The following is a 21711-nucleotide window of genomic DNA, read 5'->3' on the forward strand; positions in this document are numbered from 1 at the left end:
GACGACTGATGGTAAAGAATCAATTCATTATTCGGGCATTCACAACCCATGGTCAATTCACTAGATTCGACCCATGACAAGCCGCACCACCGACCTCCTGCTCACCGCGACCGCGCCCGCGATCTGGGGCAGCACCTATGTCGTCACGACCGAGCTGCTGCCGCCGAACTACCCGCTGACGGTCGCCCTGCTGCGCGCGCTGCCCGCCGGCCTGCTGTTGCTGCTGATCGTGCGCAAGCTGCCCGAGCGCGCGTGGTGGGGGCGCATCTTCATCCTCGGCGCACTGAATTTCTCGATCCTCTGGGCGATGCTGTTCCTGGCGGCATACCGGCTGCCGGGCGGCGTCGCGGCCACCATCACTTCGGTGCAGCCGCTGCTCGTGGTGTTCCTGGCCAGCGTCTTCCTGGGCTCACCGATGCGCGCGCTGTCGGTCGCGGCGGCGGTGGTCGGCATCGGTGGGGTCGCACTGCTGGTGCTCACGCCGAATGCGGCGCTCGATGCCATCGGCATTGCCGCGGCCGTTGCCGCCGCGGTGTCGATGGCCTTCGGCACGGTGCTGAGCCGGCGCTGGCAGCCACCGGTGTCGGCACTCACCTTCACCGCGTGGCAGCTCACCGCGGGCGGCCTGCTGCTGTTGCCGGTGGCGCTGCTGCTGGAGCCGCCTCTGCCCGCGCTGACGGCGCAGAACTGGATCGGCTTCGGCTGGCTCGGCCTCGTGGGCGCCGCGCTGACCTACATCGTGTGGTTCCGCGGCGTGGCGCGGCTGGAGCCCTCGGCGATCGCGCCGCTGGCTTTCCTGAGCCCCGTGACGGCGGTGATCCTGGGCTGGGCGCTGCTGGAGCAGGCGTTGTCGGCGTGGCAGGTGACGGGGATCGGCATCGTCATTGCGAGCATCTGGCTCAGCCAGCGCGGGGCGCAGCCTGTGGTGCGGGCCGTGCCGGCCGCGCGTCAGGCCGGCTGAGCCGAGGGCGAAGTCGCGCGCTTCAGCAGGCTCAGGTAGCCGGGCTGCACCTCCATGCGCGCGATGGCGCCCTGCCGCTGCAGCAGGCGATGCGCCTTCGGCAAGGCCCAGCAAGGCAGGTTGGTGAACATGTGGTGCTCGCAGTGGTAGTTGACCCAGTAGGGCGCCACCAGGATGCGTTCGAGCCAGCCGGCGTGCGTGGTGCGGGCCTGACGCAGCGGATCGGCCTCGTTCTGCGCGACCAGCGCATGCTCGGCGATGTTGCGCACGCGGCTCACGAGCGGCAGCCACGTCGCCATGGGCAGCAGCCACATCAGCAGCCATGCCCACCAGCAGCCGGCGAGCGCGAAGGCCAGAAATCCGAGGCTGTTGGCAATGAGAAAGCGCCTGTCTTTCGCAAGCTCCCGGCCAAGCACCTCGAGCACTGACTCGCCCGGCCCGCGCTTGCGGATGCCTTCGGCAACATGCCCGAAGCGCTGCTTGTAGAAAGTCTGCCCGCTCAGGTCGCGCACCACCTTGCGCCACATCGACGCGCGCGTGATCGGGAAGGGCGCCGACAGCACGAGGTCCGGATCTTCGGTCTGCTGCACGAAGCGGTGGTGCTGCAGGTGATACGGACGGTAGTCGCGCAGCGTCGACGAGCACAGCCAATGGCCCACCCAGTCGTTGACCTTGCGATTGCGGTGCAGCCCCGCGTGCGCCGCGTCATGCATGAGGATGAACAGCCCCAGCTGCCGCGCGCCCACTACCGGCACCACGAGCGGAAGGGTCCATGGCCACACGATGCCCACGAGCATGGCTGTGCCGATCACGGCCCAGCAATGCAGCACCAGCCACAGGCCCTTCCACGACGAACGCGCAGTGAGCGACTGCCATTCTTCGGCGGTGAAGAACTCTTCGGGTTGGGCGCGGGGGGCGGCGGCCATGCGGGCCAGTATGCGCCGCCGGCCCGGGCAAGGCACGCGGAATTCCCCGCAGCGCGGCGGCGAGTGGAGGCGAGGCCCTTCGGCCTACTTGTCGATGATCTTGCGCGCGAAGACTTCGAGGTAGTCCATCAGCCGCTCGGCGCCCGCGATGGCGGCAGCTTCGTCGCCGGTCGCGATGCCCTGCGCCAGCTCGAGGTGCGCGTTGGCGCCCTCGACGATCTCCCCTTCGTGCTGGTAGGCATACCAGAAGCGCCGGCACTGGACGATCGGCGGGATCACCGCCCTCACTGCCGAGTCGTTGTGGCTCGCCTGGTGATTGACGAGGTCGAGTGCATGGTCGGCGCGCATGTAGCCGGTGAGGTCGCCGCGTGCCGCGGCCTCGACCATGGTCCGGGCGCAGCGGACGATGTCGGTGCGCTGCTGCGCGGTGGCCCGGCGCGCCGAGCAGGCGGCGATCAGCCGTTCGAGCACGCGCCGGGTCTGGATCACGTCGAGGTGGTCGGCCAGGTCGATGGCCGACACGAGCAGCCCGCGGCGCGGTTGCTGCACGATGAGTCCGATGGACACCATGCGCATCAGCGCCTCGCGCACCGGCGTACGGCCGAGCCCCGTGCGCTCGGCGAGTTCGGCCTCGACGACCTGGCTGCCGGGCTGCAGCTGCATGGTCGACAGCAGCGTCTCGATGGCGTCGTAGGCCAGGTCGGCGGCGCGGCGCTTGGGCGGTGGGCGGGAGGCGGTCTTCGAGGCGGGCATGGTCTTGTTCTGCGGATGCGGCGGCGTCATTGTCGGGGGTCGCCGTCGTTCGCCAAGCCTGCGAGTGTCGAGATGCGGGCCGGCGACAGCGGCGGGCGCGGCACGGGCGGCGTCCATCCGAAGAGGAAATGCGCCGCGTCGCCGCAGACGCGGCCCTGGCAGGCACCCATGCCGCAGCGGCGATGCAGCTTGGCGTCGGTCCAGCCGGTGCAACCTGCCAGCGCGGAGAAGGGAACGTCTTCGCAGCGGCACACGAGCGTGTCGGGCTGCGGCATCGTCTTGATATCCGGCGCCAGCGCGAAGCTGCGGTGCAGCTGCGCAGCGAAGGCGTTCCAGCGGGCGCGTTCGCCTTCGTGCGCCTTGGCTGCGTGTTCGTTGCCGACGGCCGCATGGCCTGCGATCGTGCCCTGCGCCAGTGCACGTTCGCTGCCGCCGAAGCCGGTGCACTCGCCGGCTGCATGGATGCCGGGGACGCTGGTGGCTTGCAGGGCATCGACCCACAGGGCCTGTGCCTTCAGCGCGCAGCCGAGCAGCTGCCCGAGCTGCGTGTTGGGTGTGAGGCCGAAACCGCAGGCGATGCGGTCGCAGGCAATCTCGATTTCGCTGCTGCCTTGGCGAAGTCGCGCTGATTCGACCTGCGTCGCGCCGTGCGCCGAGACGATGCGCGACGAAGTGCGGTACTGCGGATCGGCCAACGTCACCGCCTGCGCGGCCTTGCCGGGCCAGCGAGCGAGGCTGGCGCCGAAGCGTGCGACCGAGGCGAACGACGCCTGCTCCGCGATGCGCAGCACCTTCGCTCCGGCTGCGCGCGCAGTGGCTGCGGCGGCAAGCAGCAGCGGCCCGCTGCCCGCGATGACGATGCGTTCGCCCTCGACCGGCATGCCCGCCTTGACGAGCGCCTGCAGCCCGCCCGCGCCGGTCACGCCGGGCAGCGTCCACCCGGGGAAGGGCAGCAGAAGTTCGCGTGCACCGGTGCAGAGAATGAGCTTCTTCCACCGCATGCGCGTGGCGCCTTCGGCGTCTTCGAGCAGCAGTTCATGCGGCGAGGGCACGGCGACGACGCGCGTGCCGCTGCGCACGCGGATGTTGGCATGGCGCTCGAGCGCATCGCGCCATTTGCGCGCCGCAGGCGGCAACGCCGCGCCGGGGCCGTCGCGCCAGATCTGTCCGCCGGGCACGGGGTTGTCGTCGATCACGACGATCGATGCGCCGCTGGGCGCAGCTGCCGCAGCGGCGGCCATGCCGGCCGGCCCTGCACCGACGACGAGCACCTCGCATTCTTCCTGTGCCATGCCGGTCGTCATTCCGTCGTCTCCACGCGCATGCCTTCGATGCAGACCGTCTGGCAGGCGAGCCTGCGCCGGCCATCGACCAGCACACGGCATTCCTGGCACACGCCCATGCCGCAGAACGGCGCGCGCGGCTGGCCCGTGACCGAAATGCGCGCCACGCCCATGCCGCTGGCCACGCGCAGCGCGGCGGCGACCGAGCTGCCCGCCTTCACGCGCACCAGACGGCCGTCGATGTTCAACAGGGTGTGGCTGCTCATGCGAACTCCCGGAGGCTGCGCGGCGCATAGGGCGCCGCATCGAAGTCGGGGGTCGCGCCGGTCATCAAGGCAGCAAGCAGATGCGCGCTGCCCGGCGCGGTGGTCACACCGAGCCCTTCATGTCCGACAGCGAGCCAGAGCTTCTCGCGCCACGGGTGCTTGCCCAGCAGCGGAAGCCCGTCGGGCGAGGCCGCGCGCATGCCGGTCCACGAGCGCACCGCGTTGAGGTTCGCAAGCCCCGGCAGGTAGTCCAGCGTGCGCTGGAGCATGCGCGCGAGCATCGGCGCCTCGACCGCCGGGTCCGTCGTGTCGAACTGGCGCGACGAGCCGACCAGCAGCTGCCCCGTGGGCCGTGGCTGCACGTTGAAGGCGACCGAGTCGCCCTCGCTGTGGTGCGCGCTGGTCACGTAGCCGAGCTCGACCAGTTGGTGATGCACCGTGCCCGGATAGCGGTCAGTGACCAGCAGATGGCCCTTCTTCGGGCGGATCGGCAGTTCGGGGCACAGCGTCGTCGCCTGGATGCCGTTGGCCAGCACGACCTGCGGCGCTGTGCGGCGGCTGCCGTCGGCGAGGCGCAACGTGCCGTCGTCTTCGATGGCCTCGACCTTCGCATGCTCGACGCGGATCGATTCCGTGTTCTGGGTGAGCAGCCAGCGTGCGGCGTTCGGCGCATAGAGGATGCCGTCGCCCGGCACTTCGAGAGCGCCCGACAGGCCCTTGCGCAGCGCGGGCTCCGCGCTTGCCAGTTCGCGCGCATCGAGCAGCCGGCTGCCGATGCCATGCGCGCGCAGCCGCTGCTGTTTGCGCTCGGCCTCCGCCATCTCTTCGTCGTTCGCGGCGATCCAGAGCGTGCCGCAGGCGCTGTACGCGCAGTCGTCGCTCATGCGCGGCGCCAGCTCGCGCCACTGCGCGACCGAATGGCGGCTCAGTTCGAGCTCGGCCGCGTTGTCGTCCATCACCACGAGATGGCCCATGCCCGCGCCGGTGGCACCGCCGATGGCCGCATCGAGCACCAGCACCCTTCGCCCCGCCTGTGCGAGCGCCTGTGCGCACGCCGCGCCGACGATGCCGGCGCCGATGACGATGACATCCGCGTCCATGCCGACCGATGTCAGAGCCGGATGCCCCAGCCGAAGGGATCGTCTTCTTCGATCAGCAGCGTGGCTTCCGCGCTGATGTGCGCGCGGCCTCGCAGCGTGGGAATGACCTTGCCATCCGCCATCTCGTAGCTGGCCTCGAAGCGGCTGCCGATCACGCTGGCCTGCGTCCACACTTCGCCCGGCGCGAGCTTGCCGTCCGCCGCGAGGCAGGCGATCTTGGCGCTGGTGCCGGTGCCGCAAGGCGAGCGGTCGTAGGCGTTGCCCGGGCACAGCACGAAGTTGCGGCTGTCCGCGCCTTCATCGTCGTTGGCAAAGAGTTCGATGTGATCGATCTCCGCGCCGTCCGCGCCCGTGATCCCCTGCGCCGCCAGTGCGCGGCGCAAGACAGAAGTGTAGGAGGTCAGCGCCGCGAGGTTGTCGCTCGCCACGCGCTGGCCGTGCTCGCTCACCAGGAAGAACCAGTTGCCGCCCCAGGCCACGTCGCCGCGCACGGTGCCGTGGCCCGGCAGCTCGACCGCCACCTGGTGCAGATGCCGGTAGGCCGGCACGTTGCGCACGCTCACCGAGCCGTCTTCGTGCAGCGTGGTCGTGACCGTACCTACAGGCGTCTCGATGCGGTGCTCGCCCACGCCGATGCGTCCCATGTGCGCAAGGCTCGCGACCAGCCCGATGGTGCCGTGGCCGCACATGCCGATGTAGCCGGCGTTGTTGAAGAAGACCACGCCGGCAGCCGCATCCGGCGACACCGGCTCGCACAGCAGCGCCCCCACCACCACGTCGCTGCCGCGCGGCTCCAGCACGGCCGCCGCGCGCCACTTGTCGTGCCGCTCGGCCAGCAGCGCACGACGCTCGGCCATGCTGCCGCCGCCCAGATCGGGAAACCCGCCAATCACAAGGCGTGTGGGCTCGCCGCCCGTGTGCGAATCGATGACCTGGATGCGTTGCATGTGGCTGGGTCCGATCAATAGCTGGCGAGGGGAACGGGCGCTGCGTTCTTGAAAGTGAAGACGGTGATGGGCGCCTGCTTCATATTGCCCTTGTCGTCGTATGAATAGGTTGCGGCCACGCCCTTGTAGGTGGTCTTGTAAAGCTCGGCGCCCACCTTGTCGGGGTCGATGGAATTGGCCTTCTTCATCGACTCGCCGATGAACAGCACCTGGTCGTAGTACGAAGCTGCGTACGCGTCAGGATCGACGTTGAAGCGCTTCTTGAACTTCTCCTTGAAGGCCGGGCCGCTCTGCGCCTTCTCGAGGATGGAGCCGCCCTGCGCGCAGAACACGAGGTCGTTGACTGCGTCGCCGCCGAGCTTGCCGGTGGCGGGGCTGCACACGGTGTCGCCGCCCAGCAGCTTGCCGGGTACGGCGAGCTGCTTCATCTGGCGCGCCATGGGCGCGGCCTGCGGTGCATAGCCGCCAAAGAAGATAGCCTCGGGCGCCTTGGCCTTCATGTTGGTCAGGATGGCAGTGAAGTCCACGGCCTTGTCGGTAGTGAACTCCTGGCCGACCACGGTCAGGCCCTGCTTCTTCGCTTCCTTGGTGAACTCCTCGGCGAGGCCCTGGCCGAAGGCGGTGCGGTCGTCGATCACGCCGACCTTCGTCACCTTCAGCACCTTGGCCGCATACACGGCCATGCTGGAGCCGATCTGGTTGTCGCTCGCGATGATGCGGTAGAGGTTCTTGTAACCGCCCTGCGTCACCTTCGGGTTGGTGCCCACCGTGGAGACCATGGTGCCGCCTTCGCTGTAGATGCGCGACGCCGGAATGGCCACGCCCGAGCAGTACGGGCCCATGACGAACTTGACGCCGTCGTCCACGAACTTCTGCGCGACGCTCACACCGGTCTTGGCGTCGCACTGGTCGTCTTCCGACACCATCTCGAACTTCAGCGTCTTGCCGCCCACGCTGAGTTTTTTCGCGTTGAGTTCCTCGACGGCGAGGCGCACGCCGTTTTCATTGTCCTTGCCCGCGAAGGCATTGGGGCCCGAGAGCGGACCGCTGTGGCCGATCTTGACCACCTGCTCCTGTGCTTGTGCCTGACCTGCGATGGCGATGGCCACGAGGCCGAGAAACGAAACCATGTTTGCTTTTGACTTCATGCTTCTTCCTAGGTTGGGACAATGAAAAGAGGGGCGTATTACATAACCGATTGGTACTGCGCAGGCCGCGTGGCGAGCGCCTTCTTCACGATGGCTTCGATGAAGGCGCGCTCCTCGCCGATGAGCGGCAGGCGCGGGCGGCGCATGTGCTCGCTGCCCACGCCGACCAGCACGTCGATGAGCTTGAGGTTCTGCACGAGCTTGGTCGACACGTCGAGGTGCAGCATCGGCGTCATCCACTGGTAGAGCTTGAGCGCCTCGGCGAACTTGCCGGCCTTCATCAGGTCGTACAGCGCGACGGTCTCGCGCGGGAACGCGCAACCCACGCCGGCCAGCAGGCCGTCGCAGCCCAGGGCCAGGCCTTCGTAGGCCAGGTCGTCCACGCCCAGGAACAGCTGATAGCGCTCGCCCACCGTGTTGCGCAGGTCGGTGATGCGGCGGATGTCGTCGGTGCTCTCCTTGATGGCGGCGATCCACTCGCAGTCGGCCAGCTCGACCATGTGCTCGGGCTTGAGGTCGACGCGGTAGGCCACCGGGTTGTTGTAGACCATGATGGGTTTCTGCGCGGCGTTGGCGATGGTGCGCACATTGAGCATCGCCTCGCGCGCGTCGGCCACGTAGATCACCGAGGGCATCACCATGAAGCCGGCCACCCCGAGCTTGTTGGCGCCGTCCACGTAGCGCAGCGCTTCGCGCGTGCTGGTTTCCGACACATTGGCCAGCACCGGGATGCGGCCGTCGGCGGCGTCCAGCGCGATCTTCGCGACCTGCAGCTTTTCTTCCAGCGTCAGCGTGCTGGCTTCGCCGAGCGAGCCGCAGGTGACGAGGCCGTGGATGCCGTTGCGGATCTGGAAGTCGATGTGCCGGGCCGTGCCCTCGGCATCGATGCTCTCGTCGGCGTGGAACTTGGTGGTGATGGCGGGGAAGATGCCTTGCCAGCGGGGATTGGTCACGGATGGTGCTCCTGATGGTGTGCGGTGGAAATCAGGCGCACTTTAAATATATTAAGGATATATCGTCAAGATTTTTCTATCCCCCCGAGGAAGCGCCCGGCTTCGCTTCGCATGCCCTGCGAAATGGCTTCCCAGGTCCGCGCGGGAAAGTCGCCGGGCAACAGGGCTTCGACTTCGCCCAATGCCTGGTCGAGCGACGCCACCATCTCCAGCATGGCGTTCCACACGTCGATGCCACCGTTCTTCATTGCCAGCTGGTGCCAATGGCGCGCCTGGATGGTGTGAAAAACGTAGTGCTTGCTCTTGGAGCGAACCGCCATGGCCAGGCCCGCCTGCCGCGGCTGGAAATGGTTGGGCCCGTTGCCGAAATAGGGCCACATCGAAATGATGTCGTAGAGCGGCGTCATGTCGTAGACGTCGCCCTGATACAGGCGGACTGAAAAGTTCTTGGCGTGGCCGTCCGTCCCGGCGAGAAGAAAGAAGGCCAGTTGGGTCAGCAGGAACCGGGTGCCGTCGTCAGCGCTGCGGCTTCCCTGCAGGAGCTGCAGGCACCTGGGCATGCCGGGGCCTCCATGCTGCTCGTACTTTTCGTTCGACGGCAGTCCCATGGCCTGGCAAAAATCTTCTTGCGGCAGGCGCGCGATCCATGTGCCGCCGTCCATCCACTCGCGATCGAAGCGCTCCACCATCAGGACCGTCTGGCCGCCGAAGCTCGCCATGGATGTGGGCGCCACAAGCAAGCCGAGCGCCTCGACGATCTGCGCGCAAACCCATTCGTTCTGCACCGAGTTGGACGCATCCACGCGCCTGGAGCCGCCGATGAGCCCGAGCGGCAGCTTGATGATGTGCGTGGTGGGCGTGGCGCCGTGCGGGCGGCACCACGCGCCGTTCCAGCGGGTCAGGGCGGTCTTCTCCTGGGCACCGGCAAGGGAGATGCGGAACAGGTCTTCGTCGCGCATGCTTTCGGGGGTGGCGTCGGACGGAACGGCCCGCAGCAACTCGGCGATTTCCTCTTCGTCGAGAGGCTCGCAGTTCATGGTCTTCCAGCCTTCGGGCGCGGCGCCTTCAGGCAGTAACTGCACGGCGCCGACACAGTCGCGCCCGATGGCTTCGAGCAGGTCGAAGGTGCTGATGTCCTTGAGCTTGAAACGATGGCCCAGGCGCGCGCGGATCCCGATGTTGTCGGGCAGCAGGTTGTCGAAGTAGTTCCTGACCACCTCGCCCTGAACTTCGAGCGTGCTGTTGATCGGAATCGACAGCGACAGCGACCGCTGTCGCGGCGATTCCAGCCACCCGGGGTGATACCTGAAGGTGTGGGAGTCGCGATCGACAGACCAGGTGCCGACCAGTTCCCCGTTCATCCACGCATTCAGCGCCTGCATCACCAGGAACCTGTCTTTGGCCGGATGACGAAGCTGCGGCGCGATGTCGGCTTGACGTCCATGCCCGGGTTCAGCGCTTGAAGCAGCCGGAGCAATGCACCCGGCGCGGTCGATGGAACCTGAGCCGCCGCGTCCTCGAACGATGGCGGCGCCGGAGTGCCCGACTCCCCGGGGGCCAGCGTCACCAGCACGGAGCCGCCACTCATCTTCCGGGTTTCCCACCCTGGCGGGACTTTCACGGCCGTGTCCTGTGGAGGCTCGTACTTCACGCGCTCCTCCATCGCGTACAGGGGGCCGCCGCTTGAAGGTGTTTCTTCCCGCAGGTAGAAGGACGCCCCCAGCACCGACAGCAGCTTCGTCAACTGCTCGAAACCGACGGCACCGGGATTCGCCTCGATCTCTGCGATCCGGGCCTGGCTGACGCCGACGAGGGCACCCGCTTGCGCCTGCGTCAGGCCGCGTTTTTTCCGCAGCGCCTTCAGGTGTGGCCGTAGCTGGTCGACGAAGCGAAGGGGGAAGTCCATCTTGCAAGCAAGATATCGTCCCTAGCTTGTTTTGTCAACATATAAGCTTTAGCGTATTTTTACAGCTTACAAGCTTGGGCTTTTAATAACCCAAAACAAGGCTCAGCTTGTAATTCACGCCTAATCGATCTTCGCCCCCGAAGCCTTCACCACCGCCCCCATCGCATCCCAGTCCGAGCGCAGCAGCTTCTGGAACTCCTCCGCGCTCTGACTGCGCGGCTCCACGCCCAGGCGCTTGAAGCGTTCCTGGATCGCCGGGTCGGCCAGCACCTTGTTGGCCGCGACGTTGATGCGCTCGACTTCCGCCTTGGGCGTGCCGGCCGGCGCGAGCAAGCCGATCCACGAATCGAAGGCGTAGCCCGGCAGGCCGCTCTCGGCCACCGTCGGCAGCTTCGGCAGGAAGGGGCTGCGCGACTGGCCGGTGGACGCGAGCAGCTTGATGCGCGCATCGTCCTGGAAGCCGATCACGCCGATGCTCGACGAGATCACCGCCTGCACGCGGCCCGCGAGCACCTCGTTGACGGCCTCGCCGGTCGACTTGGTCGGGATGTGCGTCATCTGCAGCCCGGCCTTCGCAAGGAACGACGCCATCGCAAGGTGCGTCGCGCTGCCGTTGCCGGCCGAGGCGTAGTTGTACTTGCCGGGGTTGGCCTTGACCTCCTTGATGAAGTCGGCCGTGGTCGACACGTTCATGCCGCTCGCCACCGCCAGCACATAGCCCGCGTTGCCGACGTTGGCCACGCCGACGAAATCCTTCAGCGGGTCGTAGCTCAGCTTGTTGTAGAGAAAACCCGCGATGTTGTGGCTCGCCGCCGCGAGGACCAGCGTGCTGCCGTCGGCCGGCGCGCGCGCCACCAGGGCCGCGCCCACGGTGCCGCCCGCGCCCGCGCGGTTCTCGACGATGGCGCTGGTGCCAAGCGCCACACCCAGTTCGTTGTTGAAGGCGCGCGCCACTGTGTCCTGCACCGCGCCGGTGGCGAAGGGCACGACGATGTGGATCACGCGCTGCTGTGCATGGGCCGGTGCGATGGCACCAAGCACCGCCGCAGCAGCAAGCGCGGTCAACGAACGTCGGGTGAGCGGGGTGGAGGTCATCTGTGTTGCCACTTTCTTGATCATCGTCAACAGGAAGGGAACAACTTCAACCGCCCGGCGACAGCCAGCGCTGCACCAGCTTCACGAAGTAGCTGGCACCGATCGGGATGATCTCGTCGTTGAAGTCGAACGAGGTGTTGTGAATGATGCAGGGGCCGGGCCCGTGGCCGTCGAGCCGGTGATCGCCGTCGCCGTTGCCCAGGAAGGCGTAGCAGCCGGGCCGCGCGAGCAGCATGTGGGCGAAGTCCTCGGCGCCCATCACGGCGGGGAAGTTGTCGGTGACCATGTCGTCGCCAACCACCTCGCGCATCACGCCGGCGGCAAAGCGCGCCTCGGCCGGATGGTTCACGGTCGGCGGCGAGGAGCGGTTGAAGTACACCTCGGCCGTGCAGCCATGCGCCGCCGCCACGCCGGCCGCCACTTCGCGCAGCCGCGCCTCGAGCTTGTCGATGGCTTCGATGGAAAAGGTGCGGATCGTGCCGCCCGCCGTCGCCACATCGGGAATCACGTTCGGCGCATCCGAGCCCTGCAGCTGCGTGACTGCAAGCAGTGCGCGCTCGGTGCTGGGAATGGTGCGCGCCACGATGGTCTGCAGTTGCTGCGCCAGCGTGACCACCGCGGCCACCGGGTCGATGCCGGTGTGCGGCATCGAGGCATGCGTGCCGCGTCCACGCAGCGTGATCTTGTACGTGTTGCTCGACGCCATCAGCGCGCCTTCGTTGAGCGCAAAGCGGCCCACGTCGCCGACGGGGAAGTTGTGCAGCCCGAAGACCGCGTCGCACGGAAAGCGCTCGAACAGGCCTTCGTCGATCATCTTCTTCGCGCCGGCCTTGCCCATCTCCTCGGCGGGCTGGAAGATGAAATGCACCGTGCCGTCGAAGTCGTCGGGCCCTTGCTGCGACAGGTGCCACGCGGCGGCCAGCAGCATGGTGGTGTGGCCGTCGTGGCCGCAGGCGTGCATGCGGCCGGGGTTGGTCGACTTGTGGGCGAACTCGTTGGCCTCGTGCAGCGGCAGTGCGTCCATGTCGGCGCGCAGGCCGATGGTGCGCGAGCCCGTGCCCTTGCGCAGCACGCCGACGAGTCCCGTGCCGGCGATGCCTCGGTGCACCTCGATGCCCCATCCGGTCAGCAGGTTCGCGACCTTCTCGGAAGTGCGATGCTCTTCGAAACCGAGTTCGGGGTGGGCGTGGATGTCGCGTCGGATCTCGACGAACCGGGCGGCGTTGGCAAGGAAGGAATCGGCGATGTTCATGGCGGCGAGGGCACTGTCGTGGGAGGCGGACGATTCTGGCGCAAGGCGGCGTTTGCCGCCATGACAGCGGGTCAAAGCCCGGCCAGCACTTCGTCCAGCGTGCCGATCAGCAGATCGGCATTGGCTTCGGAGAACACCAGCGGCGGACGGATCTTCAGCGTGTTGGCGTGTTCGCCGGTGGCGCTCAGCAGCACCTGCCGCTCGCGCAGGCCGTTGACGACGCGCACGGTCTCGGCCGTGGCAGGCGTGCGCGCGCGACGGTCTGTCACGAGCTCCAGGCCCACGAACAGGCCCGCGCCGCGCACGTCGCCGATCAACTCGTGGCGCTCGGCAAGCTTCGAGAGTCCGGCGCGCAGATGGCGGCCCACGCGCTGCGCATTGGCCATCAATCCTTCGCGCTCGATCACGTCGAGCACCGCCATGCCGGCCGCCATCGACACCGGGTTGCCGCCGAAGGTGTTGAAGTAGCGGCACTCGCGGCCGAACGCGGCCAGCACCTCCGGCTGCACCGCCAGCCCAGCCAATGGATGGCCGTTGCCCAGCGGCTTGCCCATGGTCACGATGTCGGGCACCAGACTCTCGTGGCGCATGAAGCCCCAGAAGGCATCGCCGGTGCGGCCCAGGCCGGGCTGTACTTCGTCGGCGATGAAGATCCCGCCGGCCTCGCGGATCGCGGCGACCGCTTCGTTCAGGAAGCCCGCCGGGTCGGTGAAGATGCCGTCGCTCGAGAACACGGTGTCGACCATCAGCGCGGCCGGCCGCATGCCATGCGCCTGCAGGTCGGCGATGGCGGCGCGCACGCCGGCGGCGAAAGCCCTTCCCTGGTCTTCGGGCGGCACGCGGTAGCTGTCGGGCGGCGGCACGGTGCGCACCGTCTTGCCGAGCTGCACGAAGCGCCCGAGCGAAGGCGAGGCCTGCGCGATCGACTCCGTCACGCCGTGGTACGCGAAGCGCGTGACGATCAGCCCTTCGGCCTTCGTATGGGCCTTGGCGATGCGCATCGCAAGGTCGTTGGCCTCGCTGCCGGTGCAGGTGAACATCGCATGGCCGAGCGCGGGCGGCATGGTGGCCAGCAGGCGCTCGGCGTAGTCGAGCACGCCTTCGTGCAGGTAGCGCGTGTGGGTGTTGAGCACGCTGGCCTGCCGTGCAATCGCCTCCACCACGTGCGGATGACAATGGCCCACCGACGCAACGTTGTTGTACGCATCGAGATGGCGCCGGCCATCGGCATCGGCGAGCCACACGCCCTCGCCGCGCACCGGGTGCAGCGGTGCTTCGTAGAACAGGCGGTAGGCCGGGCCGAGCAGCCGCGCGCGGCGTTCCAGGAGCGATTCTTCAGGCATGTTCGTGACCCTCGTTCATGCCGCAAGCGCGCCGGAACGCGGCACCGGCGACGTCGTTGCCGATGCGGTCGCAGGCCTGCAGGCGGGCCCACGACAGCGGGTTGTTGCGCAGCAGGTAGGCCGCGTTGTCGGGGTGGCGCGCGGCGCGCCAGCCGCTGATGGCCACCACCATCACGAGCCGCGCGGTGATCAACGTGAACAGCACGTCGACCTCCTCGCGCGTCAGCGGCAGCACGGCGTGGTACGCGGCAATGAAGGGCACGATGCCGGCCAGCGCATCGCCCGCCGGATCGAGCTGGTAGGCCGCGGCCACTGCGAGGTCGTCGATTAGCGGCGCGCGCACCATGTCGCCGAAATCGAGGATGCCGGCAATGCGGTCGGTGTCGGCGGGGTCGACCAGCACGTTGTAGATGTTGAAGTCGTTGTGGATGGGCTGTGTGCGCAGGCCCGCCAGCACCGGCTTTGCATCGCGCTCGAAGCGGTCGAGCGAGCGTTCGGCCAGCGCGCGCCGCGCCGGGTCGGCGATGTGCGCGAGCAGGCCACGCACGCTGTCGGCGCGCTGGATGTCCCAGGGCAGGGCAAGCGCGCCGGCCGGATGGTCGAAGCCGTGCAGCGCGAGGTCGAGCCGGGCCAGCGCGCGCGCGAGGTTCAGTTGCTGCGCGGAAGTACGCGGCGCTTCGGGCAGGGGCAAGCCCGGCAGGTAGCTGAAGAGCCGTGCCACGCGCGGCAGGCCGTCGCCCGGATCGCAGAGCAACGAAGGCTGGCCGTCGCATGTGGGCACGATGCGCTGCACGGGCAGCCCCGGATCGGCTCTTGCAATGTGCAGCAGCGCCTGCGTCTGAAAGTCCGCCACCAGCGGCGTTTCAGACGGGTGCGAGATCTTGAGCATGAAGCGCTCGCCGCTCCGCGCGGACTCAAGGCGGTAATTGCGGTCGCGCTCGCCGGTCAGCGGCCGCATCTCGCCTTCGATGCCGTAGTGGCGCAGCGCGAACGCGCGCACCCAGTCGGGGTCGAGCTCGGGCGAGCCTTCGCTCAGGACTTCCGCGTCGTCGAACCCGGCCGTTGCCGTCATGCGGCGCTCGCGAAGCCGCGCAATGCGCTGGCGAGATTCGGGCCCAGGTCGTCCGACAGGTAGCCGCCTTCCTGCACCAGCACCGTGGGCAGGCCCAGGCGCGCGATCTCGGCCAGCAGTTGCGCGAAGCCGGGCGTCGTGATCTTCATGCCCCTGTAGGGATCGTGCTCATGCGTGTCGAGGCCCAGCGCCACCACCAGCGCGCCGGGCGCGAAGGCGCGGATGCTCTCGCAGGCATCGCGCAGCGCGGGCAGGTAGCCGTCGATGTCGGTGCCCAGCGCGAGCGGCTTGTTGATGTTGTAGCCCAGGCCCGCGCCCTCGCCGCGCTCGTGCGCATAGCCGGTGAAGAAGGGCGTGAAGTTGCGCGGATCGCCGTGCAGCGAGATCGTCAGCACGTCGGCGCGGCGGTAGAAGATGCCCTGCGTGCCGTTGCCGTGGTGCACGTCGATGTCGAGGATCGCCACGCGGTCGTGCGCCGCGCGCAAGTGCTGCGCCGCGATGGCCGTGTTGTTCAGGTAGCAGAAGCCGTTGGCCCGGTCGGCATAGGCGTGGTGGCCCGGCGGACGGCACAGCGCATAGGCCGCGCGCTCGCCCTGCAGCACGAGCTGCGCCGCGTGGGTGGCCACGTGGGCCGAGCCCACGGCCGCAGCCCAGGTGTGCGGGCCGATGGAGCACGCGTTGTCGCCCATGTGGAAGCCCGCCTGTCCGACCACACTCTCCGGATACGTGCAGGGCTCGCCCGGAAAGGGATGGATGTTGGGCATGACCTCGTCGGACGGGTCGTCCAGCAGCCGCCAGCGCGCGTAGGCCGTCTCCAGGAAGCGCAGGTACTCCGGCGTGTGGATCGCGGCGCGCGGGCCGGCGCCGAAGTCTTCGCCCGCGACAACCTCGTGGCCATCGTGCTCGACCGCCGACAGCAGGCGGAAGGCCCGCTCGGGCTGCTCGTTGCTGCGCTTCAGGCGGCCGCGCACCATGAAGAGCTGCGGGTCGTGGTCCTTGTGGGCGTCGCTGTAGACGATCTTCATCTCGCGGGTCCTTGCGTGGAAGTGGTGAGGGCGACGTCGCCGTGCTGCTTCACGAACAGTGCGCGCACCTGCTGCCAGGCGTCGTCGAGATGTTCGCGCATGGCCAGGCGTGACGCCTCGACGTCGCGGCTCATCAGCGCATCGACGATGGGGTAGTGCGTGTTGGCCATGGTCTCGGGGTCGTGGTAGACCGCGTCGATCAGCGCGATGATCATCTGCATCTCGGTCTGGGTGTTCGAGAAGATGCGGTGCAGGTGCGCGTTGCCCGAGAGCTCGCTGATCAGCGTGTGGAAGGCCAGGTCGGTCGCGATGCGCACGTGCTGCGGCTGCGTGGGCGCCTCGCGCACCATGTCGTCCACCAGCGTGCGCAGGCGCTGCAGCCCTGCGTCGTCGGCCTTGCGGCAGGCCAGCTCGACCGAGGTCATCTCCAGGCTCAGGCGCACTTCGAACAGGTCGTCGATTTCCTGGACGCTGATGGTGCGCACCGCGAAGCCGTGGCGCGGGCGCGCCACCAGCACGCCCTGGCGCTCGAGCCGGCGCGCGGCCTCGCGCACGGGGGCGCGGCTCACGCCCATGCGGCGCGCGATCTCGGCCTCGACGATACGGCTGCCGGGCGCGAGGCGCCCTTCGACGATGGCGCGCGTCAGCTGCGCTTCGACCAGCCCGACCAGGTCGGGCGCCTCGACGGACTCGAAGCCGGTGCTGTCGGCGGTGGAAGAAGAAAAAACCATGGTGTTTGTCTCGTCATGTGAGGGGTAGCGGGGCCTTATTCTTGATTGGCCGCCGTGCCAGGTAGACCCCCGCGGCCATGATCAGCGCAATGCCCGCCATCGCCAGCCCATCGGGCGGCCTGTGGAACCAGAAAGTGCTGAAGACCACCGCGAGCAGCAGCTGGAAGTAGTTGAGCGGTGCCAGCGTCGCGGCCTCGACGCGCTCGAAGGCGGCCAGCAGCAGCCACTGCGCCAGCCCGCTGCAGGCACCGCCCGCGAGCAGCAACAACACCGCACCGGCAGCGGGCCGCTCGGCCGGCAGAAAGAAGGGCGCGGGCAGGGCGGTGACGACCAGGCACACCAGCGCCGTGTACGCATACTGCACCGGGCTCGCGACCCACCCCGCAAGGCGGCGCGTGAGCAGCTGGAAGATCGCATAGCAGACGGCCGACACCGCCATCAGCATCGTGCCCACCCATGGCAGGTTGCCGCCGGGCCGCACGATCAGCAGCATGCCCGCGAAGCCCACGCTCACCGCCACCCAGCGGCTGCGCTGCACCGCCTCGCCCACCAGCCAGGGCGACAGCGCCACCATGAGCAGCGGTGCGGTGAAGTAGATGGCGGTGGCTTCGGCCAGCGGCATCCAGATCAGCGCCGTCATGAAGCAGGTAGCCACGGTCGCGAGCATCACGCCGCGCAACAGCAGCAGCCTCTTCTGCGGCGCGCGCCAGATGCGCAAGTCGCCGTGGCGCAGCAGCATCGCGAAGGCAATGCAGATCACCGACAGGTAGCGCATCAGGTTGACGAAAGGCGCGGGGTAGAACTGCAGCATGTGCTTGCAGAAGGCGTCGTAGCTCGCGAAGGCCACCAGCGCGCAGAAGAACAGCGCAACGCCGGTGCTCCTGGAGCCCGGCGGGCGCAGCAGCACTGCGGCGCTCGCGGTGGTGTTCACGCCAGCGAAGCCTCGAAGCGCACCATCGCGCGATCGAAGCGTTCGAACATCTCGTCGATCTGCGCGGGCGTGATGATGAGCGGCGGACAGAAGGCCACGGCATCGCCCATGGCGCGCACGATCAGGCCCTCCTGCAGCGCGAGTTCGGCCAGCCGTGCGCCGGCCTTCATCGCCGCATCGAAGGGCATGCGCTTCGCCGGATCGGCCGCAAGTTCGAGCGCGCCGATCAACCCCACGCCGCGCACCTCGCCCACATGCGGATGGCCGGCGTAGCGGCGCAGGCCGGCCTGGAACTGCGGCGCCACCGCCTGCACATGCGCGAGCACCTGCTCGTCCTCGTAGATGCGCAGCGTTTCGAGCGCGACCGCGGCAGTCACCGGATGGCCCGAGTAGGTGAAGCCGTGGCCGAAGGTGCCGATCTTTCCGCTGTTGGCGGCCACGGCCGCATGCACCTGCTCGGACACCATGACGGCCGAAATCGGCACATAGCCCGACGACAGGGCCTTGGCCGCGGTAAGGATGTCGGGCTGCAGGCCGAAGGTGGTGGAGCCGAACATCTCGCCGGTACGGCAGAAGCCGCAGATCACCTCGTCGGCGATCAACAGCACCTCGTACTTGCGCAGCACCGCCTGCACCTTTTCGAAATAGGTGGCCGGTGGCACCAGCACGCCGCCCGCGCCCATCACCGGTTCCGCGATGAAGGCACCCACCGTGTCGGGCCCTTCGGCAAGGATGCGCTGCTCGAGCGCATCGGCCAGCCGCGTGGCGAAGGCCTCTTCGGTTTCGCCGGGCTCGGCGTAGCGGTAGTGATGCGGGCAATCGACGTGCAGCACGCGGTCGATCGGCAGGTCGAAATCGCGGTGGTTGGGCACCAGCCCGCTCAAGCTGGCCGCCGCCACGGTGACGCCGTGGTACGCGTTGCGGCGCGCGATGATCTTCTTCTTGCCGGGCTTTCCGATGGCGTTGTGGTAATACCAGACCAGCTTGACGGCGGTGTCGTTGGCCTCCGAACCCGAGTTGGCGAAGAACACCTTGGACATCGGCACCGGCGCCATCGACAACAGCTTCTCGGCCAGCGCAATGGCCGCCGCATTCGAGCGGTGGTTGAAGGTGTGATAGCAGGGCAGCGTGTGCAGCGCGTCGCTGCCGGCCTTGGCAAGGCGCGCATTGCTGAAGCCCAGCGAAACACACCACAGACCCGACATGGCCTCCAGATAGCGCCGGCCCTGGTCGTCCTCCACGTAGATGCCGTCGCCGCGCTCCATCACGAGCGGGTCGACTTGCGGATGCGCCGCGAGGTCGGTGAAGGGGTGCAGGTGGGCCGCGATGTCGTTTGCGGCGCGCTCTGCATGTGCTGCTTGCAACGCGGCGGTAGGGATGGATGCGTTCATGTGGCCTGCTCCGTTGTCTTGAAATGCGAGGGCGGCTCAGTAGCCCCGGTCGAGGTCGACAGCCGTTCCCGGCCGCTCGCCGCGCCGTATGAGCGCGAGGTTGTGCAGTGTCTGCTGCGCAATCACCGACGTGTCGGTCCGGGTGGCGATGTGCGGCGTGACCAGGATGCGCGGGTCGCCCCAGAAAGGGTGGTCGGCCGGCAGCGGCTCCTGCGTGAAGGCATCGAGCGTGGCGGCGGACAACTGGCCGTTGTCGAGCGCGCGCAGCAGGTCGGCCTCGACAAGGTGTGCACCGCGTCCGACATTGACCAGGTGCGCGCCGCGCGGCAGCCGCGCGAACAGGTCTGCGCTCAGAAAGCCCTGCGTCTGCGGCGTGAGCGGCAGCAGGCACACCAGCGTGTCGCAGCCCGCGAGGAATTCATCGAGCTGCGCATCGCCATGGAAGCCCGCGACACCGGCCGGCAGGCCGGCCTTCGCACTGCGGCTCCAGCCGCGCACCGCATAGCCGATTGCGGCCAATGCCTCGGCACAGGCCAGCCCCAGGGTGCCGAGCCCCGCGATGCCAACGCGGTGGCGCCCCGGCGGGCTCATCGGCTGCTCCTGCCATGCCCCCATGGCCGCGCTCGCAAGGTACGCAGGCATCTGCCGCTGATGCTGGATCACGGCCCAGCACACGTAGGCCTTCATGCCCGTGGCCATCTCCGGATCGACGATGCGGCAAAGCGGCAGCGCGCGCGGCAGTTGCCGGTCGGCCGTGATGTGGTCGACGCCCGCGGCCAGCGACTGCACCAGCTGCAGCCGCGGCAAGCTCGCCAGCAGGCCGTGCGGCGGATACCAGCAGACGGCCGCATCGATCTGTTCGAGCGGGCCGAGGTCGGCGCCCAGCCGCAGGTCGATACCGGGGCAGTGCTGGCGAAAGGCGGGCGCAAGGTAGTGCATGTCGAGCACATCGCTCAAGAGCGCAACGCAAGGCATCAGGCCACCTTCGCAGACACATCGGCCTGCCCTGCGAGGCGTGGCACCGCGTCGATCAGCTTGCGCGTGTAGGCGTGCTGCGGATCGTTGAGCACCTTGTGCGTCTCGCCGTATTCCACCAACTCGCCGCGCTGCATCACCGCGATGCGGTCGCACATCTGGCCGGCCACGCGCAGGTCGTGCGTGATGAAGACCATCGCGAGATGGAACTGCGCACGCACCTGCGCGAAGAGCTCCAGCACCTGTGCTTGCACCGACACGTCGAGCGCCGACACCGGCTCGTCGGCCACCAGCAGCTCGGGCTGCATCGCGAGTGCGCGGGCGATGCCGATGCGCTGGCGCTGCCCGCCCGAGAACTCGTGCGGATAGCGCTGCGCCGCATCGGCGCCCAGGCCCACGAGCAGCAGCAGTTCCATGGCACGCGCCATCGCCTCGGCCTTGCCCACGCCTTGTGCGATCGGCCCGCCCGCGATGGCCGCGCCGACGCGGTGGCGCGGGTTGAGCGAGGCATACGGGTCCTGGAACACCATCTGGATCTTGCCGGCCGCCGCGCTGCGGAAGTTGCGGCCCTGCGCGAGATTACGGCCCTTGAAGATGATGCGGCCGCTGTCGAAAGGCGCGAGCCCCACCAGGCAGCGCCCGACGCTCGACTTGCCCGAGCCCGATTCGCCCACGAGACCCAGCGTTTCGCCGCGGTGCAGCTCGAAGCTGATGTCCTTGGCCGCCTGCACCGCGCGGCCGCGCTTGAACAGGCCGCCGCTCGAACGGTAGGTCTTGCACAAGTCCTGCACCTGCAGCACGCGCGTGAGGTCGTCGTGCGGCACGGTCTGCGCCTGGCCGTCGGGAATGGCGGCGATGAGCTTGCGCGTGTAGGGATGCTGCGGCGCGCCGAGCACCTGCGCGGCCGGGCCGCTTTCGACCACGTGGCCGGTCTGCATGACCACCACGTGGTCGGCGATTTCGCTGACCACGCCGAAGTCGTGCGTGATGAAGAGCACCGCCGTGCCGCGGCGCTGCTGCAGCTCGCGCACCAGCGCGAGGATCTGCGCCTGGGTGGTGACGTCGAGCGCGGTGGTCGGCTCGTCGGCGATCAGCAGCACGGGCTCCAGCACCAGGGCGCAGGCGATCATCACGCGCTGGCGCTGGCCGCCCGAGAGGCGGAAGGGGTAGGCGTCGATCAGCAGCTCGGGGTCGGGCAGGCCCACGTCGGCCAGCGCCGCGAGGATGCGGCGTCTCTTCTCGGCCGCGGGCACGCTGCCGTGCGCGTCGAACACCTCGCCGATCTGCTCGCCGATGCGCATCACAGGGTTCAGCGCGGTCATCGGCTCCTGGAACACCATGCCGATGCGCCGGCCGCGCAGCTCGCGCATCTGCGGCTCGGTGAGCTGCAGCAGGTCGTGGCCCTCGAACATGATGCGGCCCGCCACCGGCGCCACGTGCGGGCGCGGCAGAAGGCCCATGACGGCGTTGGCGATCATCGACTTGCCCGAGCCCGACTCGCCGACCACGCACAGCGTCTGGCCCGGCATTACCGAGAGCGTGGCGCCTTCGACGGCCAGCGCGCGGTCGGCGCCCGGGGGCAGCGAGATGCTCAGGTCGACGATGTCGAGCACGGGGTGCAGGGGTTTCATGGGCGTCACGGTGGCGTTCATT

Annotated in this window: 21 protein-coding genes; 1 reads left to right on the plus strand and 20 read right to left on the minus strand. The window is 68.4% G+C overall.

Features of this window, described 5'->3' with window-relative positions; all coding sequences use genetic code 11:
- The first annotated feature begins 73 nt into the window (after nucleotides 1-73).
- Complete coding sequence (locus ACEN9N_RS24080; protein ID WP_478178876.1) at nucleotides 74-961, plus strand: EamA family transporter; 888 nt, start codon at nucleotides 74-76, stop codon at nucleotides 959-961.
- On the opposite strand, the gene ACEN9N_RS24085 is transcribed toward ACEN9N_RS24080, so the two are convergent.
- The 20 genes from ACEN9N_RS24085 to ACEN9N_RS24180 all read right to left on the minus strand — a co-directional run bounded on the left by ACEN9N_RS24085 (nucleotide 949) and on the right by ACEN9N_RS24180 (nucleotide 21710).
- A complete protein-coding gene (locus ACEN9N_RS24085) occupies nucleotides 949-1887 on the minus strand; it encodes a fatty acid desaturase family protein (protein WP_495654686.1) in 939 nt (312 codons plus the stop codon). The genes ACEN9N_RS24080 and ACEN9N_RS24085 overlap by 13 nt on opposite strands.
- An 84-nt stretch (nucleotides 1888-1971) precedes the next feature.
- Nucleotides 1972-2640, minus strand: coding sequence for a GntR family transcriptional regulator (locus ACEN9N_RS24090; RefSeq protein ID WP_157632108.1), 669 nt, complete (start codon nucleotides 2638-2640; stop codon nucleotides 1972-1974).
- Between the two features lie 26 nt (nucleotides 2641-2666).
- On the minus strand, nucleotides 2667-3944 hold the full coding sequence (locus ACEN9N_RS24095) for an FAD-dependent oxidoreductase (RefSeq protein ID WP_495654687.1): 1278 nt from the start codon (nucleotides 3942-3944) through the stop codon (nucleotides 2667-2669).
- The gene (locus tag ACEN9N_RS24100) at nucleotides 3941-4189 is read right to left on the minus strand and encodes a (2Fe-2S)-binding protein (RefSeq protein WP_413332580.1); all 249 of its coding nucleotides are present in this window, start codon (nucleotides 4187-4189) and stop codon (nucleotides 3941-3943) included. The genes ACEN9N_RS24095 and ACEN9N_RS24100 overlap by 4 nt, the downstream gene beginning before the upstream one ends.
- Nucleotides 4186-5289, minus strand: a complete 1104-nt coding sequence (locus tag ACEN9N_RS24105; protein ID WP_007828632.1) for an NAD(P)/FAD-dependent oxidoreductase — start codon at nucleotides 5287-5289, stop codon at nucleotides 4186-4188. The genes ACEN9N_RS24100 and ACEN9N_RS24105 overlap by 4 nt, the downstream gene beginning before the upstream one ends.
- Before the next feature lie 11 nt (nucleotides 5290-5300).
- Entirely contained in the window at nucleotides 5301-6236 is a 936-nt protein-coding gene (locus tag ACEN9N_RS24110) for a 4-hydroxyproline epimerase (protein ID WP_007828631.1), read from the minus strand.
- Between the two features lie 14 nt (nucleotides 6237-6250).
- Nucleotides 6251-7384, minus strand: a complete 1134-nt coding sequence (locus ACEN9N_RS24115; RefSeq protein ID WP_495654688.1) for a branched-chain amino acid ABC transporter substrate-binding protein — start codon at nucleotides 7382-7384, stop codon at nucleotides 6251-6253.
- A 38-nt stretch (nucleotides 7385-7422) separates the two neighbouring features.
- Nucleotides 7423-8337: a dihydrodipicolinate synthase family protein gene (locus tag ACEN9N_RS24120; protein ID WP_413314176.1), complete on the minus strand. Its 915-nt coding sequence runs from the start codon at nucleotides 8335-8337 to the stop codon at nucleotides 7423-7425.
- A gap of 65 nt (nucleotides 8338-8402) precedes the next feature.
- Nucleotides 8403-9719 carry a type II toxin-antitoxin system HipA family toxin gene (locus tag ACEN9N_RS24125; protein WP_413314175.1) on the minus strand — a complete coding sequence of 439 codons (1317 nt, stop codon included), beginning with the start codon at nucleotides 9717-9719 and terminating at the stop codon, nucleotides 8403-8405.
- Nucleotides 9719-10243 carry a helix-turn-helix domain-containing protein gene (locus tag ACEN9N_RS24130; protein WP_413314174.1) on the minus strand — a complete coding sequence of 175 codons (525 nt, stop codon included), beginning with the start codon at nucleotides 10241-10243 and terminating at the stop codon, nucleotides 9719-9721. Before ACEN9N_RS24130 ends, ACEN9N_RS24125 begins: the two co-directional genes overlap by 1 nt.
- A 120-nt stretch (nucleotides 10244-10363) precedes the next feature.
- A complete protein-coding gene (locus ACEN9N_RS24135; protein ID WP_413314173.1) occupies nucleotides 10364-11362 on the minus strand; it encodes a tripartite tricarboxylate transporter substrate-binding protein in 999 nt (332 codons plus the stop codon).
- 22 nt (nucleotides 11363-11384) lie between these two features.
- The gene (locus ACEN9N_RS24140) at nucleotides 11385-12590 is read right to left on the minus strand and encodes a M20 aminoacylase family protein (protein WP_495654689.1); all 1206 of its coding nucleotides are present in this window, start codon (nucleotides 12588-12590) and stop codon (nucleotides 11385-11387) included.
- A gap of 71 nt (nucleotides 12591-12661) precedes the next feature.
- Nucleotides 12662-13933, minus strand: a complete 1272-nt coding sequence (locus tag ACEN9N_RS24145; RefSeq protein WP_495654690.1) for an aspartate aminotransferase family protein — start codon at nucleotides 13931-13933, stop codon at nucleotides 12662-12664.
- Nucleotides 13926-15005, minus strand: a complete 1080-nt coding sequence (locus tag ACEN9N_RS24150; protein WP_495654691.1) for a phosphotransferase — start codon at nucleotides 15003-15005, stop codon at nucleotides 13926-13928. The genes ACEN9N_RS24145 and ACEN9N_RS24150 overlap by 8 nt, the downstream gene beginning before the upstream one ends.
- The gene (locus ACEN9N_RS24155) at nucleotides 15002-16030 is read right to left on the minus strand and encodes a histone deacetylase family protein (RefSeq protein ID WP_495654692.1); all 1029 of its coding nucleotides are present in this window, start codon (nucleotides 16028-16030) and stop codon (nucleotides 15002-15004) included. The genes ACEN9N_RS24150 and ACEN9N_RS24155 overlap by 4 nt, the downstream gene beginning before the upstream one ends.
- The gene (locus tag ACEN9N_RS24160; protein WP_413314164.1) at nucleotides 16027-16761 is read right to left on the minus strand and encodes a GntR family transcriptional regulator; all 735 of its coding nucleotides are present in this window, start codon (nucleotides 16759-16761) and stop codon (nucleotides 16027-16029) included. Before ACEN9N_RS24160 ends, ACEN9N_RS24155 begins: the two co-directional genes overlap by 4 nt.
- Nucleotides 16762-16774: 13 nt before the next feature.
- Nucleotides 16775-17692: a DMT family transporter gene (locus ACEN9N_RS24165; protein ID WP_413314163.1), complete on the minus strand. Its 918-nt coding sequence runs from the start codon at nucleotides 17690-17692 to the stop codon at nucleotides 16775-16777.
- Nucleotides 17689-19083, minus strand: coding sequence for an aspartate aminotransferase family protein (locus ACEN9N_RS24170; RefSeq protein WP_495654693.1), 1395 nt, complete (start codon nucleotides 19081-19083; stop codon nucleotides 17689-17691). The genes ACEN9N_RS24165 and ACEN9N_RS24170 overlap by 4 nt, the downstream gene beginning before the upstream one ends.
- A gap of 36 nt (nucleotides 19084-19119) precedes the next feature.
- A complete protein-coding gene (locus tag ACEN9N_RS24175; RefSeq protein ID WP_495654694.1) occupies nucleotides 19120-20058 on the minus strand; it encodes a 2-hydroxyacid dehydrogenase in 939 nt (312 codons plus the stop codon).
- Nucleotides 20058-21710 carry an ABC transporter ATP-binding protein gene (locus ACEN9N_RS24180; RefSeq protein WP_495654695.1) on the minus strand — a complete coding sequence of 551 codons (1653 nt, stop codon included), beginning with the start codon at nucleotides 21708-21710 and terminating at the stop codon, nucleotides 20058-20060. Before ACEN9N_RS24180 ends, ACEN9N_RS24175 begins: the two co-directional genes overlap by 1 nt.
- Nucleotide 21711: the final 1 nt, after the last annotated feature.

The sequence above is a fragment of the Variovorax sp. Varisp46 genome (assembly GCF_059491885.1).